The sequence below is a fragment of the Nitrosospira sp. Nsp11 genome (assembly GCF_900142705.1).
Classification (GTDB): Bacteria; Pseudomonadota; Gammaproteobacteria; order Burkholderiales; family Nitrosomonadaceae; genus Nitrosospira.
This window is the reverse complement of record NZ_FRBV01000001.1, coordinates 567,084-584,333: the sequence shown is the minus strand read 5'-3', so window position 1 is coordinate 584,333 and position 17,250 is coordinate 567,084. Positions and strand designations below refer to the sequence as shown.

Genomic DNA, 17,250 nt, shown 5'->3' with positions numbered 1-17,250 from the left:
TAGAGCTCATTTGAATTTTAGAGGTAAGGAAATAGGTACAAGGTAGCGAAAACGAACAGCCAGACAACGTCGACAAAGTGCCAATAAACTCCCCCGATGGTGATGGCGACATGGCGCTTCTCGTTAAAGTAGCTGAACGATATCCATACCAATAGGAGCGACAGGATGGCCAATCCGATGACGACGTGAAGCAAATGAAATCCCGTGATCGTAAAATACAGCGACCCATACAGATCCGAACTCATGCCATAAGTCTTTTTATCCCATTCGTTGAGCTGAATTCCGACGAAAAAAGCGCCCAGCACGATTGCGAGCGCCATCGCCGCAATGGCCCACTGGGTTTGTTTTTTCCGGATGCAGCGTTCGCTTGCCCAAACGCAGACACTGCTCGCAAGCAAAATCGCTGTATTTATGCTGGGCAGGAGCAAATCAGGCAAACCTGCCGGTGGCCAATGCTGCTCGGCTTGAGATGCCAGATAGAAGTAAGCAAACAGCAGATATCCAAATAGGGATCCCTCCGTCACGATCAGCGCCAGAACGCCCCACCACCCCCCCGATAGTTTGTCCTTGCTCCCTACGGGTAGTGGCTGTACCAGCAATTGATCGGCGTTAACCATGGGCTTCTCGCTGTGGTGCGTCAGGCAAGCGTTGAACAAGCGTTTTTCTGGGCCACATCCAGACGATAAGCGCGACAATGGTCAATATAATCATCAGCCCGGTGAAATTCCACCAGTGAAGCAGCATACCGACGAACACCAGTGAAACGAACAGCCCGACAAAGAAGGGCGTATAGGAGTCATCGGGCATCTTCAGGATGATTTCCGGTACCGCATCGATCGGAGAGGTGCCAATCGTTTCCCGGCCTTCCATCAGAAGGTAGCCTTCTTCAAGACTCGAACGATTCCCGCTTTCGCCAATGCGATCCTCCCATAGCGGATGCCGGCTTGCGACAACGGGAATAACGGCAAAGTTATAAGCGGGGGGCGGCGAGGGTACGGACCATTCCAGCGTGGCGGCATCCCATGGGTTTGCGCCTGCCCGAGCCCCACGCTTAAGGCTGATCGCGACATTGACGAGAAAAATCAGGACACCAATGGCAAATACGAAAGATCCGATGGAGGTGATCATATTGACCGTATCCCATCCCATCCGCGATGAATAGGTGTAGACACGGCGCGGCATGCCCAGTAGACCCGATATGTGCATCGGAAAAAATCCTGCATTGAAACCAATGAACATGACCCAAAAGCTCCATTTGCCCATTTTCTCATCCATCATGCGTCCCGTGAATTTGGGGAACCAGTAATAGATGCCGCCTATGACCGGAAATACGTTGATTCCCAGCAGCACATAATGCAGGTGTGCGACGATGAAGTAGGTGTCGTTAAGCTGCCAATCGAGCGATACGGCTGCCGTCATCACACCCGATAAGCCGCCGATTACAAACAGAATGACAAACCCGGCAAAAAACAGAAATGGCGTCTTGAACACCGGCCTTCCAAGCCAGATAGTTGCAATCCACGAAAACACGGCGACTGAGCTCGGGATTGAAATCACCATGCTGGCGGCACCGAAAATGGATAGGGCGACAGTCGGCAAGCCAGTAGCGAACATATGGTGAATCCATACCTCGAATCCAATCAGCATGGTCGCCATCGTAGCAAGGGCCATGGCTGCGTAACCCACCAGGGGGCGGCGGCAAAACGTGGGTAAAGCATCCGAAACAATGCCCATGGCGGGAAGCACTATCGCGTAAACCCATGGGTGGCCAAAAATCCAGAATAGATGTTGCCACAGCAGCGGCTTACCGCCATTGGCCACGTCAAAGAAGTAGGTGCCCATCTGACGGTCAAGCCACAGAAGAAAAAACGCCAGGCTGACTGCGGGGATAACCAGGAGATTGGCTACGGATGCAGTGAGCGTGCCCCAGACCAGAATGGGTACGCGATTGATTGTCATGCCCGGCGCCCGCATCCGGAATAGCGTAACCACAAAATTGACCGATCCGACGGTTGTCGATATTCCCAGCAGCACCATGCCGAGCGCGAAAACATCGATATTGGGACCGGTGTTATAGATGGGTCCCGCAAAGGGAACATAGTTGAACCAGCCGGCATTCGGTGCCTGGCCGATGGGGAAGCTCGCATACATGAATATGCCCGCAAATAAAAATATCCAGTACGAGAGTGCATTCAAGCGGGGAAATGCCATATCGCGCGAGCCCAGCAGCAGCGGCCAGAGATAGTTGGAGAATCCGGACAATATCGGCAAGGCATACAGGAAGATCATCGTTACGCCGTGCATCGTGAACAATTGGCTATATTGTTCCGGCGTCAGCAGCGTAAGGCTTGGTCCAGCGAGCTGCAAGCGCATGATCAGCGCCTCGATGCCGCCAATCAGTAGGAAAATAAATGCCGTGACGATATATCGGAGGCCGATCGTCTTATGGTCGACCGTGGAGAGCGAGCCGCGCCAGCCTGGGGCCGCTTCCCAGATATGGACGAGGTGCGTTTCGGCGGCCGAACCAACCGGTGCACGGCCAAAGTCCGGCACGCGGCTCAGGCGATCGTCGCCAGGAGGGTCGCTTGGGCTGACATCCGCTGGGCTATGGGTCAAGTCAGAGATAGCCATAAATATTTTAACCTAAATCCGGTAGTTGACCGCTCATTTGATAGATCAACATTATGATTAATAACAATATTTCAATTTATTTGACGCTCACCTTCCGGGTGAGGGCGCTACTGGAAGAATTGCACAGTTTTTGCGGCACATGGCTGCGTTGCAACTCCTTGGAATGGAACGACCATTCCGCGTCGTTGCGCCTTGCCCTGCACCCCAAAAACCATACACTTCACCCCGTCCAACTACTGGATTTAGGTTTAATCCAGTTTCGACAAAAATAACGCGAGTGCGGACTTTTCAGATTCCGATAACACCATGCTGGGCATACGCGATCCCGGTTTGAGTTGTTGTGCGTTAACAACCCACTTCATCACATGTTCAGGCGTATTCGTTAGTAGTCCTCCCGCAAGCCGACGCCGTGAGTTCAAATGGGTCAGATCGGGAGCGTGCTGGCCGGAAGCATGGGTTCCCCGGACCGTGTGGCAGCCAGCGCAACGATCCATGAACAGTTTGTGGCCAGGAATTACATTCGCCGCCGGCGCGAGCGAAACGGTTTGTCGCTGGGCATCCTGCCATTTTTTAAAATCGCCGGCACTTTCCGCAACGATCTCGAAACCCATGTGAGCATGACCGGCGCCGCAAAACTGGGCACATTGCCCGGTATATACACCGGGCACATCAGCCTGGATCCATTGCTGATTCGTCAGTCCCGGGATCATCTGCGTTTTTCCGGCGAGCTTCGGTATCCAGAAGGCGTGGATAACATCGGCGCTTTTCAACTTGATCAGGACAGGTTGGCCTACAGGAACATGCAGCTCGTTAGCAGTGATGAAGCGTTGCGAAGGATCGTCATGGTCATATTCGATTTTCCACCACCAGTCATGCCCCGTAACAGTCAGCGTAACGGTCGGGGTTTGCGCCGGCTTGGCGACCGCGTTCAGCACCATCATCGCGTAAATAACGAGGCCGAATAATATGCAGGTGGAAATTCCCGTTCCGATATATATCCATCGAAGCCCTTCGCCTTCGCGCCCAATTGTGCGAGGGTCCATGGCTGGACGTTTGCGGAGCAAAGCTCCCAGCAGCAGTAGCGTGATAACGAGGAATACCAGCCCCGATAGCCCGGCCAGCACCCATCCGAGATACATTGTCGGCCTGGATGCGGGCCCATAACTGTGCAGGAAATAATTTAGCGGCGCCTCCACTGCGTCGGCCGCAGGTGTCATTATTACCACTGTGGCGGATATCACAGCCAGCCGTGCAGCCAGGCCTGATGCCTGTTTTAAGGCCGCATGAGAATAAAATCCTGACTTGATAATTTTCATTTTCAGGCTAGGCAACAAAAAACGATCATTCTCCAGCTAATGGCTATAAGGCTTATGGGAACGGACCTCCGACGGTGTGCTCCCAGCAGTGTGGCAGCCCAGTCGTCGGGGTGGTCAGATTGCAGCTGAAGTTGGCAGACATGCGTTGCGGCTCATCATGTAGTGCCTAGTGGATAGGCTGTTGTACTCATCAGTGCCAGCGATGGCTGGCGGGAATCGAGACGGGTAGGTTCGCTGACATTTCCCTTCATTTCGCAATGTCCTGTTTGATCTTGTGGTCTGGATAGGCGACCCCATCGCTGATTTCGTCGTCTTGCTGCAACCTTTCGGCCGAGCCGAGGAGAATGGTTAAATGCTACGCTCTGCACGCAATGTTTCTGTTCGCCATCGCACTCACGACTCAATTTTGCTATTCATAATCGTGAACCCGGCAGTTGGACGAGTGAGTAAGCGGTTTTTGATTATTGAACTTATTACAAGCGAGTGAATCAGAACAAAGAGCGAGAAGAGAAGCGGAGTTGCAGGACCGATTCAGGTGAGTTTCGAATCGAGGGCAAAGTGGGAGAATAAACGGGCGGGTGCTTTGTCTTTACTCTAAGCAGCGAAAAAATTACGGGTGTGAGTGAGCAGCGTTCGGTGGAGTCTGCTTTTTAAGCATCGGGAAAAGTACCAGAAGAAATATACTGAAAGGATGACCCCAAGCGAGCCTGAACCATCATGGCTGCACTTGGGGCTGAGTGAAGGAGGGAAAAATTAACTAACTTAGAAGGCGACCTGATATTGCAATACGAACTGTCCTCTGCTGGAAGTTTTGACGATATCGCCGGCAGAGTTGGCGCGGAATATTGGCCTGTTCTGGTAATCAAAGGTGATTTTACTATTATGACCGTGTAGCAGCCAGTTGACGCCACCGTTAAACACGTTCATCTGATCATGGAGTGCGTCCCAGCCTGCGCTTGTTATCGACGTGTAGACCTGCAGTTGGCCATTATTTGACCCAAGCAAGCTTTTAGGCAACAGATATCCCGCCTGCGCGTACCACATGTCGCCCGTGCCAAACATTGGGTAAGTATTGCCGGGACCGTTTCGACTGACGCCAAGGCCTGATCCGTTAGCCGAATTCTGGCCATTTCCATTCATGCGAAGATAATTGGGCCCGTAGTTCATGTGGAAGTACCCAACGTAAGCGGATATGGCGGTTTCCTTTTCCTTGTCCAACGGTGCATCCAGGTAACCGGCAACCGACCAGTGGGTCATGTCATGAAACTGCGGATTATCCAAAGTGCCCGTCCACATGGCGGCTTTCTGTGTGGCAAAACCTGCTTCAAGATTCAGTATGCTCTTCTTGCCGAGATAAGTTCCTTGCATGTAGGGGTTGGTATTTGGTTCCGTATCCCAGAAATTCCAGTAGAACATCCCGGTGTAATTTTTCTTATGACCAACCTGGGCAAAATTGGCCACCGACGCGTTGATGGCTCCGTCATTCGTTATTCCGTCGGTTGTTATCGGAAACGAATCGTTCGCGGCTATCATATAGCGAAATTTGCTGATCTGACCGCGAAGATAGACGCCATATTGCCTGTTGAACGAGGATGTCCGTTCCGTCGTGTATTGAGCAAGAAGCGGAACATCCAGTGTCATGATGGTGCTGACGCTGGGCGCACTGAAGCGGGACAGGCCGTTAAACATGCCAAGTCCCCCCCCTATGGTCATTTGATTTCCCTCGGTCAATCGCAGTTCAGCGAAGGCGTCATGAAAATAAGCGGCGATGTGTCGATTACCGTTCTGTTGAGTCAGGAAGTTTTGATTATTCATCCCGTATTGGGTGTAAAAGTACACCCTATCGGTAAGCTGTCCTTGTACGACAAGACGGGTCCGGCGCAGGCCAATATCCGTTGAATCATCCACAGGTTGGTCTTGTATCAAGGAGCCTGGATTATTCTGTTCGTACCGTAACTGAACCTGGTTAAGAAGGCCGAATTTGATGTACTGGCTTCCATCGCCGTTCAGGTTCCATTTGAACGGATCTTTATCCTTCCAGTTTGCGAAGCCAAAACCGCCCTCCGGCTTTTTCACGCCTGCTACCGTCGCCCCCGGCCCCATGGGAATGGCTTGGCCAGCTCCCGGGCCCATCTGTACACCGGGAGGTAATGGACCCGCTTCTGCGCTGGAGGCGGGTTTTGCGGGTTTATCTGAAACCCTTTCGAAAGAGCCCATGCGGACGCGATCGACTCCTGGTTCGGCATAGATCTGCTTGGTCTTGGTATCTACATACAGATCAATGGCTTGGGCATATAGAGAAGCTGGAAACAGGCAGCAGGACAAAAGACTTAGGGGAAAGCGAAACTTCATCAGTTACTCCCGATATCAAAGTTGAACGGCAAAGACTTGAAGATTCAAAAAATGTCCATGTTTTATTTGTAAAACTATCTCCGTCAGATGGGAATCGCTCAGTTGATGCTGTTGTTAGGATTTATGCCTGAGTTGAAAAGTAACACTGTGCCCATGAAAAAAACGTTACGGGAATGTGAAAAAAGCGTGAGGAATATTAAATAGAAGTGACGAGTTAGTCAAGGCGTTATGCAAAACCACTATGCATAAGGGGTTATCATGTTGCGGTGGGTATAGCGCGTCACGGATAGATCTACCTGATACGATCGTCGTCATCGGCGAATGCAGAACGCGGATCGGCCATGAGAATTTGAAACCATGATATGCAATCATCAGGCAAGATTTCTTTTTACGGCAATACTGTTTTTTAGCTCAGGTTGTTCCGTGTTCATGGCGATTGATCAGCCAGGCAAGAAGAATGTGGATTTGTTCAGGGTAGGAACCCCTGGAAGCGTGCTTCTTGGTGAGTTTGGCGCGCCGGCCGTGTCAGAAACGCGAAGTGGAAGGAAATACGAAATTTTCAAGTTCATTCAAGGTTACAGCACGGGAGCAAAAGCTGACAGGCGCTAGTTCATGGCGCTGCTGATGTAGCCACATTCGGGCTGTGGGAGGTTGTCGCAACGCCCACGGAAGCAATCTTCAGCGGCGAAGAGATGGCATACGAGGTTTCATACGATCAGGACAATAAGGTCGACGAGGTCACGACGCTGAAGAAATAAAATAATGGAAATCTGTTCCGCTGCCGCGACAGGGAGTGGCATTTTGCTCTTTTGCTGTCAGCCAGCTTTGCTCGGTAGCTCGAGCATTGAATACGCGACAAGACGGGACGCGGTGCCGAGAATTCCCCCAACGAATCGTCGCATGACTTTAATAGCAATATTTAACCGAAGTCTTCGCGGGCGCTCGTCCTCGTAATGCCTGCTTGCCCTACGTCAAGCAGGCCAATCCCGCTCGTTTTTTTCAAGTTGTAAACTTACCCGGAAATTACCCTCCCGCCGCTCCTCCGGCTGAAATATTCGTATCCACCTCGGTATTGGGTCCAGGGGGCGTATTAGGTCCGTAGAGAACCCTTAGAATTTTTCTTAACAGGCTCTCCTTCGGAGGCGCAGCCCAACTTGCGGCTGCCTGTTCTTCACATATCTTGCTTGTTGCGCTTGCCTGATCAGGCGCGTTCTTCGCGGATGTCGAGTTTCCGCTTCCCGACGGGGGAATATCTTGAAAGATGACCTTGCCTTTCTCGTCTTGGGAGGTGGGAGGCTCTCCGCCGGCCTGCGCCTGGAGTGGGCCTATTGGAAGGAAAATCATGATAGCAACAAACAATATAAAGCGAACCACCGCGTTTTTTTCAGCACAAAAAGTATGTTTAATGTCTGCTCTCCTTTATTCGCCGACGTGTCTGATTATATCCCTGACTGCAAAATCAACCTCCAGCACCGCCAGCCGAGACGTTTTCGTCCATGTCACGGTTCGGCCCGCGTGGCGTCTCAGCTCGATACAGGATCCGTACAACCTTACAGAGAAAACTTTCCTGCTCAGGAGTGGCGTGCTTGCATGAGCCCGATGTCTGCCCACCTGATGACCAGCCTGACGAGGGATCCGTTTGGCTCGGCGCAGCCTGGGTAAGCGCACCGGTGTTATCCTCGGGAGCAGCAGACCGGCCTGTTACAGGGTCTTTCCAGCCGGAAGCCTGCTGCTCGGCGCCTGAACCAGCCTGCGCGAGCAAATGGGCTCCACCTTGTGCGGCCATACCAGGCTGTGCATGGGATACTCCGACTGCGCCGAAAATAAGGGTCCCGGCAAATATTAAAGACTGGATTGAATTTTTCAGAATGAAAGTATGTTTCATATGCTCCTTTTATTCAGGTCGGGAGAAGACAACAATGAAATTACACCCATTTCTCAAATGTTAACGCAAAGTAGACCAACTGGCAGCTTCATGTTCATAAATTTTGCTCCATTACGCCACAATGAACAACTGGTGAATGCGGGGGTTTGGACAAAAGAGGAGCATGCGGGTTCCATCATTAGTGGTTGATGCGTTCCTGCTTCCTCGTATGGGCGAAAGATTCAAAGATAAACAGGAAAAGAAGACGAGCGGGATTGAGTGACGAACAGAGCCGTTCGTCCCGGGCTAGTGCGAAAATCAGATTGTCGGCAAGAAATTGGATTGGAAGAAGGCTGGCTATCCACCATCTCGCGATGGCGGATGCATATAGTATTTAACTGACTCTGGCGCTCACGCTATAGACCCGACAAGCCCCGGCTTGCCCAAGCGCCCATTTTTGCGGCGTGCGGCAAAACCTATCAAGCCCAGTCCGGCTAGCAACATTGCATAGGTTTCCGGCTCGGGAACCGCTGAAGCGAAGCCCGGTACATCCGTAAGCACGATTCGCCCGTTAAGGTCCTGAATCTCCCGCGCATCGCCATTCGGGAAGAGCGAACTATACGCATTGATTTCAGCCGCGGACATTTGCATCGGCTGAGCCAGATCGATCCATTTTACACCCTCGTTGAAATCAGGTGTCGTTAATGAGCCATCATAGCGGAAAGATTCCAGGTTGGACGGAAGGAGGGCGTTCAAATCGAAGTGGTTGAAAACATGTGTCTGCGTTGTGGTCTTGGGCAAATCGGAGAAAATGGGCTCAAGCGCGGCATTGGACGCGCCTTCCTCGACCCACCTCCCGACGACAAGAATGTTCTTGCTTGGGTCTTCAAATACCATATGCATTTCCATCGGAAACACCTTGCCATTCTCCAGATGCTCCGCGGGGGTATGGAAGTGAAACTGGGCCAATTGATAGGTATCTCCATCAACGGTTACCGATCCGGCACCAGCGTCGACATTAGCTCTGGCAGCGGTTTTGAACACACCAGGCGAACCATTATTGATAACGCTTAGCGTGGTGTCAGAGCTCAAGTCAAATAGCATCGGTGATAGCTGCTGGAACTTTGTATTCTGGGCAGTGATATCAATAGGACTTTGCTGGGGAGCCGCCTGCGCAGCAGGCATGCCGGACAGGAAAAGGGCGGAAACAATCGATGCCAGCGGTAGTAACCGAGTCGATGGTGTGATCATAGTAGGTATCCTCAAAAGTGTGATGCTCGAAATGAAGGGCATGGGTATGACGTTATGCGATTTAAAAATAACATGCCCGGTGTGAAAAAACAATCGCCTAAATGTTAAGAATGTGTTAACCCTACTTGCTTAGGTATTAAGCCGCTTGTCACTGCAGAAGGGCTTGGTTGCTTTTTTCATATCAGATTCCCGACTTTGGATTGTGCCAGCAATTATCGGGTGCTATCAATGTATCCGCGGCTTCGGGTCCCCAGCTCCCGCGTGCGTACGGAAGGACCGGATGGTGCGTCTTCAGGACATTATCGAGCGTTGCCCAAGCGGCCTCTACTGTATCCTCCCGCGTAAACAACGCTCCGTCGCCTATCATCGCGTCATGCAACAGCCGTTCGTAAGGCAATTCCTGTCCGAAATGTTCTTCGACCAGGCAGAGCTCTCGCTCGTCGCCAATAAACTCTTTTCCCGTACGTTTAACGCGTGCGGCGATAGCGATGGTGGAAATAGGGGAAAGCCGGAAGCGCAAGTAGTTGGCGCCGCAAGTTTGAAGGTCAGGTACCGAGTCGGCGAAAAGCTTTTGCGGCGGGGGTTTTAGCTGGACAAGAACTTCCGTGACTGTTTCGGCGAGAAATTTGCCCGAGCGCAAATACCACGGCACCCCGCCCCAGCGCCAGGAGTCGATAAATAGACGCAAGGCGCAAAATGTTTCGACGTCGGAATTCTTTGCTACGTCTGGTTCCTCACGATAACCGGCATATTGACCTCGCACCAGATCATCCGGGCTTAACGGCCGCATTGCGCGGAACACGTTAGCTTTTTCGCCCTGTACCGCACCGAAGCCCCTGTAGGTTGGAGGTTCCATGGCAAGCAGCGCAACGATCTGAAAAATATGGTTTTGAACTACGTCGCGCAGGCAACCCGCGGATTCGTAAAATCCTCCGCGCCCCTCTACGCCAAAATCCTCGGCCAGCGTTATCTGGACGCCGGCTACATAGTTCCGGTTCCAGATTGGTTCCAGGAATGAGTTGGCGAAGCGGAAGTAGAGGATGTTCATTATCGCCTCCTTCCCCAGAAAATGGTCGATACGGAAAATGGAATTTTCCGGAAATGCCTCGCGCGCGGTGCGGTTGAGCTTGCGCGCAGAGGCTAGGTCGCGTCCAAACGGCTTCTCGACAATGACTCTGGCACCATCGGCCAGGCCGGCGGCATCCAGGTTTTTTATAACAGTAGCGAAAAGAGCAGGGGGTATGGCGAGGTAATGTGTTGGTCGCCGTGCATTTCCCAGCGCCTGCTTGAGTACTTTGAAAGTTTCCGGATTATTGTAATCGCCGGAAACGTATCGGAACAACGAAAGAAGACGGTCAAGCGCTGGCTGGTCATCGATTTTTCCGGAGCGTTTTACAGCATCCGTTACCCTGTCGCGAAGCTGGGCGATATCCCATGACGACGAGGCCACGCCGATTACGGGTACATTCAGAGAGCCTTGTTTCACCATTGCATAAAGCGCCGGAAAGATCTTCTTATAAGCAAGGTCGCCCGTCACGCCGAACAGCACGAGCGCATCGGATGCAGTCTCTCCGTCGTTTGCCTTATTTCCCCCGGCCATCTCAGCTGGTTCCTTTTTTCTCATCATGTCCGCCAAACCGCTTTCTCATTGCGGAGAGCAGCCGATCGGCGTAATCGGCATTACCCCGGGACTCAAAACGGCTGAAAAGCGCGGCGCTGATTACCGGTACCGGCACGCCCTCGTCAACGGCCGCCAGGGTTGTCCAGCGTCCCTCGCCCGAATCCGACACGCGTCCCGAAAATTTGGTGAGATCTGCATCCTCAATCAAAGCCTCCGCTGTCAGATCAAGTAGCCACGACGCCACAACGCTGCCTCTACGCCAGACTTCCGCGATTTCCGGAAGATCCAGTTCATACTGGTAGAATTCGGGATTGCGCATCGGTGCCGTTTCGGCATCCGTGTCGCGTGCTGCTTTGCCGGCGTTGGCGCTGTGCAGAATATTCAAACCCTCGGCATAAGCTGCCATGAGGCCATATTCAATTCCGTTATGGACCATTTTGACGAAATGCCCCGCGCCGTATGGTCCACAATGAAGGTAGCCTTCCTCCGCAGTACTGCCGGTTCTGTTGCGGCCGAAGGTACGTGGCGCTGCCGCGATTCCGGGCGCCAGTGCGGCAAAGATCGGATCGAGGTGCTCGACAATCCGGTTTTCCCCGCCAATCATCAGGCAGTATCCGCGCTCACGGCCGGCAACGCCTCCGCTTGTTCCCACATCGACGTAATGAATCCCCTTGGACTGTAGTTCGGCGCCACGCCTGATATCGTCGTGGTAATAGGAATTACCGCCGTCGATGATAATGTCATTCTCCTCCACAATAGGTACCAGTTCTGAAAGAATTGCATCAACCGCGGCCGCGGGTACCATCAACCACACTACGCGCGGCTTGGCCAGACGAGTGATCAAATCTTCCAGTGAGTCTGCTCCGACGGCGCCTTTTTGCTCCAGTTCCTGGACAGCTTCGGTGCGGGGGTCGTAAACCACGCATTCACTTCCAGCTTGTATCAGGCGAGCCGCCATGTTGATACCCATACGTCCTAGTCCGATCATCCCGATTTGCATCTTGATCCTCCTTGCAGTTAAGAATCGAATTTCGTGCACGCTAAGCTGGTTCGAACGTACGGCATATCTTCCGCCTGCGCCCCCCTCAATTGTCATTGAGTCGTCGGTGCCACCTCGATGAATATTCTCTTGATGCTCGGGTGGTAACGCTGGATTGCCAATTCCAGCCGGGAAACAATCTCCGCCAGTTCATTCACTGACAACGAAGGAACAAATTGGGCTTTAATATTCAACAATACTTCCTCCGGGCCGAACACCAGAGTTAGAACCTGGTTCACTGCTATTACCGCAGGATCGCGGAGGGCCAATGTGGTTACACTTGCCACAACCTCCGGTGTTGCTGCTTCGCCTACCAGGAGTCCTTTGCTCTCGCGGATCAGTATCGCGGATACGATGCACAAGGTTATACCAATCAGTATCGATGCCGCGCCGTCAAAATAGGGATTGCCGAAACGATGGGCGAGATATACGCCGACAAAGGCGACTGTCAGGCCGATCAGCGCAGCTGTATCCTCGAGCAATACTGTCAGCACGGAAGGGTCGTAGCTGCGACGCAAGGTCTGCCATAAAGTATGTTTCCCTTTTTCCGCCAGAAGCGCACGTAATGCAAAAGACCACGAGATTCCTTCCAGTAATACGGAGATACCGAGTATCGCGTATGCCCAAAATGGCTCTTCAAGAGGCTTTGGATGCGCGATATGAATAGTCCCTTCATAAATTGCCATCCCCCCACCGACTCCGAAGAGCACCATGGCGACAATCAGACTCCAGAAGTAAAGCTCCTTGCCATATCCGTAAGGATGCCCCGAATCCGCAGGCTGTTGGCTGCGATTGACGCCGAGGAGCAGCAATAGTTGATTGCCTGTGTCGACCATGGAATGAATGCCTTCAGACAGCATGGCCGAACTGCCGGTATGTGCAGCTGCCAGGAATTTCATGAGGGCAATCGTAAGATTGCCAGCAATGGCCACATAAATGACGAGTTTCGTTTTTGGCGAACTGGTAGCCATATCGTTGCCGCCCACGATTGGGTATTACAATGCTGATGAGCAGGCGAATAATCGCTTTTTCGAATTCAGCGCTTCAGCCAAACATTTCAGGTCGCTCCCTTGCTTGAATGTACGCCTGCCAAACCGATAAGTATCTTCTACTCAGTTCCTTTCGGCCGTATCCGGACGCTGCGGCGCCGTAGAACCTGGCATTCATCAATAATCTCAGGCAGGTCTGCAATCGGACGCTGCGGCAAGCGCGTCACCGACAATTGCCTGCGCTTCCTCCACGATATGATGCAGGTGATCGGTTCCCCGAAAGCTTTCCGCATAAATTTTAAAGATATCTTCGGTACCGGACGGGCGCGCTGCGAACCATCCGTTTTCAGCGATAACCTTGATCCCGCCGATAGGTGCATGATTCCCTGGCGCTTGGGTGAGAATATTCTTTATCTTTTCACCGGCCAGGTCCGAGGAGTGGACCTGCTGTGGAGAAAGTTTAGCCAGCAGCCCTTTTTGCTCCCGGGTGGCGGGCGCATCGATGCGTTTAATGACAGAATGGCCAAATTCCCCTTCGAGCTGGCGGTATATCTCACCGGGGTCCCGACCCATGCGCGAGGTGATCTCGGCCGATAGTAGCGCGGGGATGATCCCATCCTTGTCCGTCGTCCAGACCGTGCCGTCCCGGCGGAGGAAAGATGCTCCCGCGCTTTCCTCACCGCAAAAACCGAGCGAGCCGTCGCACAGCCCATTTGCGAACCATTTGAAACCGACCGGCACTTCGTAAAGCTTCCGGCCCAGTTTCGCGGTCACCCTATCGATTATCTGGCTGCTTACCACTGTTTTGCCTATCGCAATGCCACTACCCCATTCTGGGCGATACTGGAGCAAATAATAAACAGCCACCGAAAGATAATGGTCCGCTGGCAGCAGGCCTGCGCTTCGGGTTACGATACCATGCCGATCATGGTCGGTATCACAAGCGAAGGCAATGTCGTAGCGATCCTTCAAATTGATCAAGCCTTGCATGGCGTAGCGCGACGACGGGTCCATGCGAATTTTGCCGTCCCAATCGACTGTCATGAAGCGGAAGGTTGGGTCGACAACATTGTTCACCACCGCGAGATTGAGCCGGTAGTGGTCAGCAATCGCGCTCCAGTAGTGGACCCCCGCGCCGCCAAGCGGATCGACTCCCATGCTGATATTCGTGCTGCGTATGGCGTCTACATCGATTACATTATGAAGATCATTCACATAAGTGTTGAGAAAGTCATGCCGATGTGTTGTAGAGGCGCGCAACGCGTTTTGAAAACGCATTCTTTTCACTTCTGCCAGATTCTTTTCCAGGAACTCATTGGATTTGATTTCGATCCAGCCAGTGATTTCAACGCCCGCCGGGCCACCGTGTGGCGGGTTGTACTTAAAGCCGCCACTCTCCGGCGGATTGTGAGAAGGCGTAATGACGATGCCATCGGCAAATCCGTCCGTCCGTCCCCGGTTATACGTCAATATGGCGTGGGAAACAGCGGGGGTAGGCGTATATTCGCCATTTTTTGCCAGCATGACTTCAACGCCATTCGCGGCCAGCACTTCAAGTGCGCTGGTATATGCCGGCTCTGAAAGCGCGTGCGTGTCAATTCCAAGGAATAGTGGACCATCGATGTGTTGCCGTTGGCGATAGAGGCAGATCGCCTGGGTCATAGACAGGATGTGCCATTCATTGAAGCTTGCGTCCAGTGAGGACCCGCGATGTCCCGAGGTGCCGAATGCGACCCTTTGTACCGGCACCGTCCAATCGGGAATCAGTGCGTAATAAGCAGTAACAAGCTTGGGCACGTCTACCAGCATTGCCGTCTGGGCAGGTTTCCCTGCCAGCGGACTGATCTTTTCGGTAATTTTTTCAGCGGCCATGCTGCCTCTCTTCACCGTGCGGTAACCGACGCAAGAGCGTCAACCGGAATTCAGTTTTCCTTGAAACTACTCTTCTACGCATGACGTGCAATTTGTTCCCGGGCTGCGGCAACAACGTGCCCAGGCTCGAATCCAAAGTGCTGTGCAACGGCCTTGCCTGGCGCCGACAAGCCGAAGCTGCGCATGCCGAGAGTGCATCCCGCTACACCGGTGTAACGCTCCCAACCAAAGGTGGAAGCTTCTTCAACTGCAACACGCGCCGGAATTTCGGGCGGCAAAACGTTGTCACGATATTCCTGGCTCTGATTCTCAAATAGTTCCCACGATGGCATGCTGATGACGCGGGCCTTGATTCCTGCCGACTTGAGTTGTTCATAAGCCGTAACACACAGCGAGACTTCACTGCCGGTAGCCAGCAGCAGCACTTCAGGTTTGCAATTTTCCGCGTCGGCCAGTATGTATGCACCACGAGAAAGCCCGCTTGCAGAAGCATACCGTGAGCGATCCAGCGTGGGTATGGCCTGCCGCGTCAATATCAGGCAAGCCGGCCGATCTGTATAGTGCATGATGACGCGCCATGCCTCGACGACTTCATTCGCATCCGCCGGGCGTAACACAGTCATCCCCGGCATCGCCCGTAAAGACGCAAGTTGCTCGATTGGCTGATGCGTGGGGCCATCTTCTCCCAGGCTGATCGAGTCGTGAGTCCAGATGTAGATAACCGGGATTTCCATCATTGCGCTTAGCCTGATCGCCGCGCGGGCATAATCGGAAAAGATCAGAAAGCTCGCAGCGTAGGGGCGCAGCTTCGATAGGCTCATCCCGTTGGCGATAGCGCACATTGCGTGCTCACGAAGTCCGAAATGAAAATTTCGTCCTGAATAACTGTTATCCGGTTTTCCGTCCTGCCCCGGCGCTTGAAAATTGCCGTAGAACGTGTCCTTCCCTTTCAGTTCCGTTTTTGTCGAAGGAGCCAGGTCTGCCGCACCGCCTAGTAACCACGGCATTTTTTCTGCAATCGCATTCAGCGTCTTACCTGATGAATCACGCGTCGCGATGCCTTTTGCATCCGCCGGAAATGTCGGTAATGCGCTATCCCAGCCCACCGGCACGCCGCGCCGTTGCATGCAATCTATCTGTTCGGCCAGATCGGCATATTGTGCCCGGTAGGCCTCCAGCAGCAGCTTCCAGGCCGCATGTGCCGCGGTTCCGCGCTCGCCGAACTGTGCTTTAAAATGTTCCCGAACACCTTCCGGTACATCGAACTGCTTATTGGGGTCGCAGCCGTAAAATTCTTTCGCCAGCCGTGCCTCCTCAGCGCCAAGCGCCTCGCCGTGCGCTTCCTTTGTATCATGCTTATGAGGTGCGCCATAGCCAATGTGGCTACGCACGATAATAAGCGTGGGGCGATCCGATGTATTCAGGAATGACTCATAAGCATGAGACAGCTGGCCCAGGTCGTTGGCGTCTCCGACACGCGCAACATGCCATCCATAGGCGGCAAAACGGGCGGCCACATCTTCCGAAAACGTGAGATCGGTTGATCCCTCGATGGTGATCCGGTTATCGTCATAAATCCAGCAAAGATCCGCCAGCTTGAGATGCCCCGCGAGGGACGCGGCCTCGCTGCTTATGCCCTCCATCATGTCGCCGTCGCTGCAGAGTGCATAAACATTATTGTTAAACAGTTGGAAACCGGGCCGGTTATAGGTTGCCGCCAGCCATTGGCGCGCGATCGCCATGCCAACACTCGTGGCCGCGCCCTGCCCGAGCGGGCCGGTAGTGGTTTCGACACCGGAGGTCCAGCCGTATTCAGGGTGGCCGGTGCAGCGGCTTCCCGCCTGCCGGAAGCTCTTAAGGTCATCAAGCATCACAGCCAGCCTGTCAGCTTTGTCATAACGAGGACTGGTCGCTTTTACACCGGTCAGATAGAGAAGGCTGTAGAGTAAGGCCGAGGCATGGCCAGCCGAAAGCACGAAGCGGTCGCGATTCAGCCATTCGGGATCGTTCGGATCGTAGCGAAGAAAGCGCTGCCAGAGGCAATATGCTGTGGGCGCCGCGCCCATCGGTGTTCCGGGATGACCGGAGTTTGCCTGTTGCACCGCGTCGATCGACAGCGTGCGAAGCGTATTGATACAAAGCTGGTCTGATTGCGTTTGTTGGGTCATGGCATGGTTCCAGTGGAGCAAGCCACTACGCTTGCCTGAAAAAGATTTGCCCCTTTAAACTTTTAATCTCCCGCTCTTGTGTCTGCCCTTGTGTCTGTCGTTTGCAGGCCCCGGCGTATCGCTATCCTCTATGAAAGTATTGCAGTC

The 17,250-nt window shown here is 53.2% G+C and carries 12 protein-coding genes; all 12 read right to left on the bottom strand.

Annotated features, from left to right (window positions below; translation table 11 throughout):
• Positions 1-17: 17 nt before the first annotated feature.
• Positions 18-617 carry a cytochrome c oxidase subunit 3 gene (locus BUA28_RS02855; protein WP_072766599.1) on the bottom strand — a complete coding sequence of 200 codons (600 nt, stop codon included), beginning with the start codon at positions 615-617 and terminating at the stop codon, positions 18-20.
• Complete coding sequence (ctaD, locus tag BUA28_RS02850; protein WP_072766598.1) at positions 610-2,631, bottom strand: cytochrome c oxidase subunit I; 2,022 nt, start codon at positions 2,629-2,631, stop codon at positions 610-612. Before ctaD ends, BUA28_RS02855 begins: the two co-directional genes overlap by 8 nt.
• 248 nt (positions 2,632-2,879) lie before the next feature.
• Positions 2,880-3,947 carry a cytochrome c oxidase subunit II gene (gene coxB / locus BUA28_RS02845; protein ID WP_072766597.1) on the bottom strand — a complete coding sequence of 356 codons (1,068 nt, stop codon included), beginning with the start codon at positions 3,945-3,947 and terminating at the stop codon, positions 2,880-2,882.
• 762 nt (positions 3,948-4,709) lie between these two features.
• Positions 4,710-6,299 (bottom strand): porin, encoded by a 1,590-nt coding sequence (locus tag BUA28_RS02840; protein ID WP_072766596.1) that lies wholly within the window; start codon positions 6,297-6,299, stop codon positions 4,710-4,712.
• A 1,023-nt stretch (positions 6,300-7,322) separates the two neighbouring features.
• Positions 7,323-7,643: a hypothetical protein gene (locus BUA28_RS02830; RefSeq protein ID WP_143148419.1), complete on the bottom strand. Its 321-nt coding sequence runs from the start codon at positions 7,641-7,643 to the stop codon at positions 7,323-7,325.
• A gap of 115 nt (positions 7,644-7,758) precedes the next feature.
• On the bottom strand, positions 7,759-8,184 hold the full coding sequence (locus BUA28_RS02825; RefSeq protein ID WP_072766594.1) for a hypothetical protein: 426 nt from the start codon (positions 8,182-8,184) through the stop codon (positions 7,759-7,761).
• 390 nt (positions 8,185-8,574) lie between these two features.
• The gene (locus BUA28_RS02820; RefSeq protein ID WP_072766593.1) at positions 8,575-9,414 is read right to left on the bottom strand and encodes a carbonic anhydrase family protein; all 840 of its coding nucleotides are present in this window, start codon (positions 9,412-9,414) and stop codon (positions 8,575-8,577) included.
• Between the two features lie 181 nt (positions 9,415-9,595).
• Entirely contained in the window at positions 9,596-11,041 is a 1,446-nt protein-coding gene (gene zwf / locus BUA28_RS02815; protein WP_178297859.1) for a glucose-6-phosphate dehydrogenase, read from the bottom strand.
• Entirely contained in the window at positions 11,016-12,035 is a 1,020-nt protein-coding gene (gnd, locus tag BUA28_RS02810) for a phosphogluconate dehydrogenase (NAD(+)-dependent, decarboxylating) (protein ID WP_072766591.1), read from the bottom strand. The genes zwf and gnd overlap by 26 nt, the downstream gene beginning before the upstream one ends.
• Before the next feature lie 92 nt (positions 12,036-12,127).
• Positions 12,128-13,045, bottom strand: coding sequence for a cation diffusion facilitator family transporter (locus BUA28_RS02805; protein WP_072766590.1), 918 nt, complete (start codon positions 13,043-13,045; stop codon positions 12,128-12,130).
• 204 nt (positions 13,046-13,249) lie between these two features.
• Positions 13,250-14,935 carry a phosphoglucomutase (alpha-D-glucose-1,6-bisphosphate-dependent) gene (pgm, locus tag BUA28_RS02800; RefSeq protein ID WP_072766589.1) on the bottom strand — a complete coding sequence of 562 codons (1,686 nt, stop codon included), beginning with the start codon at positions 14,933-14,935 and terminating at the stop codon, positions 13,250-13,252.
• Between the two features lie 74 nt (positions 14,936-15,009).
• Complete coding sequence (gene tkt, locus BUA28_RS02795; RefSeq protein WP_072766588.1) at positions 15,010-17,103, bottom strand: transketolase; 2,094 nt, start codon at positions 17,101-17,103, stop codon at positions 15,010-15,012.
• Positions 17,104-17,250 lie beyond the last annotated feature (147 nt).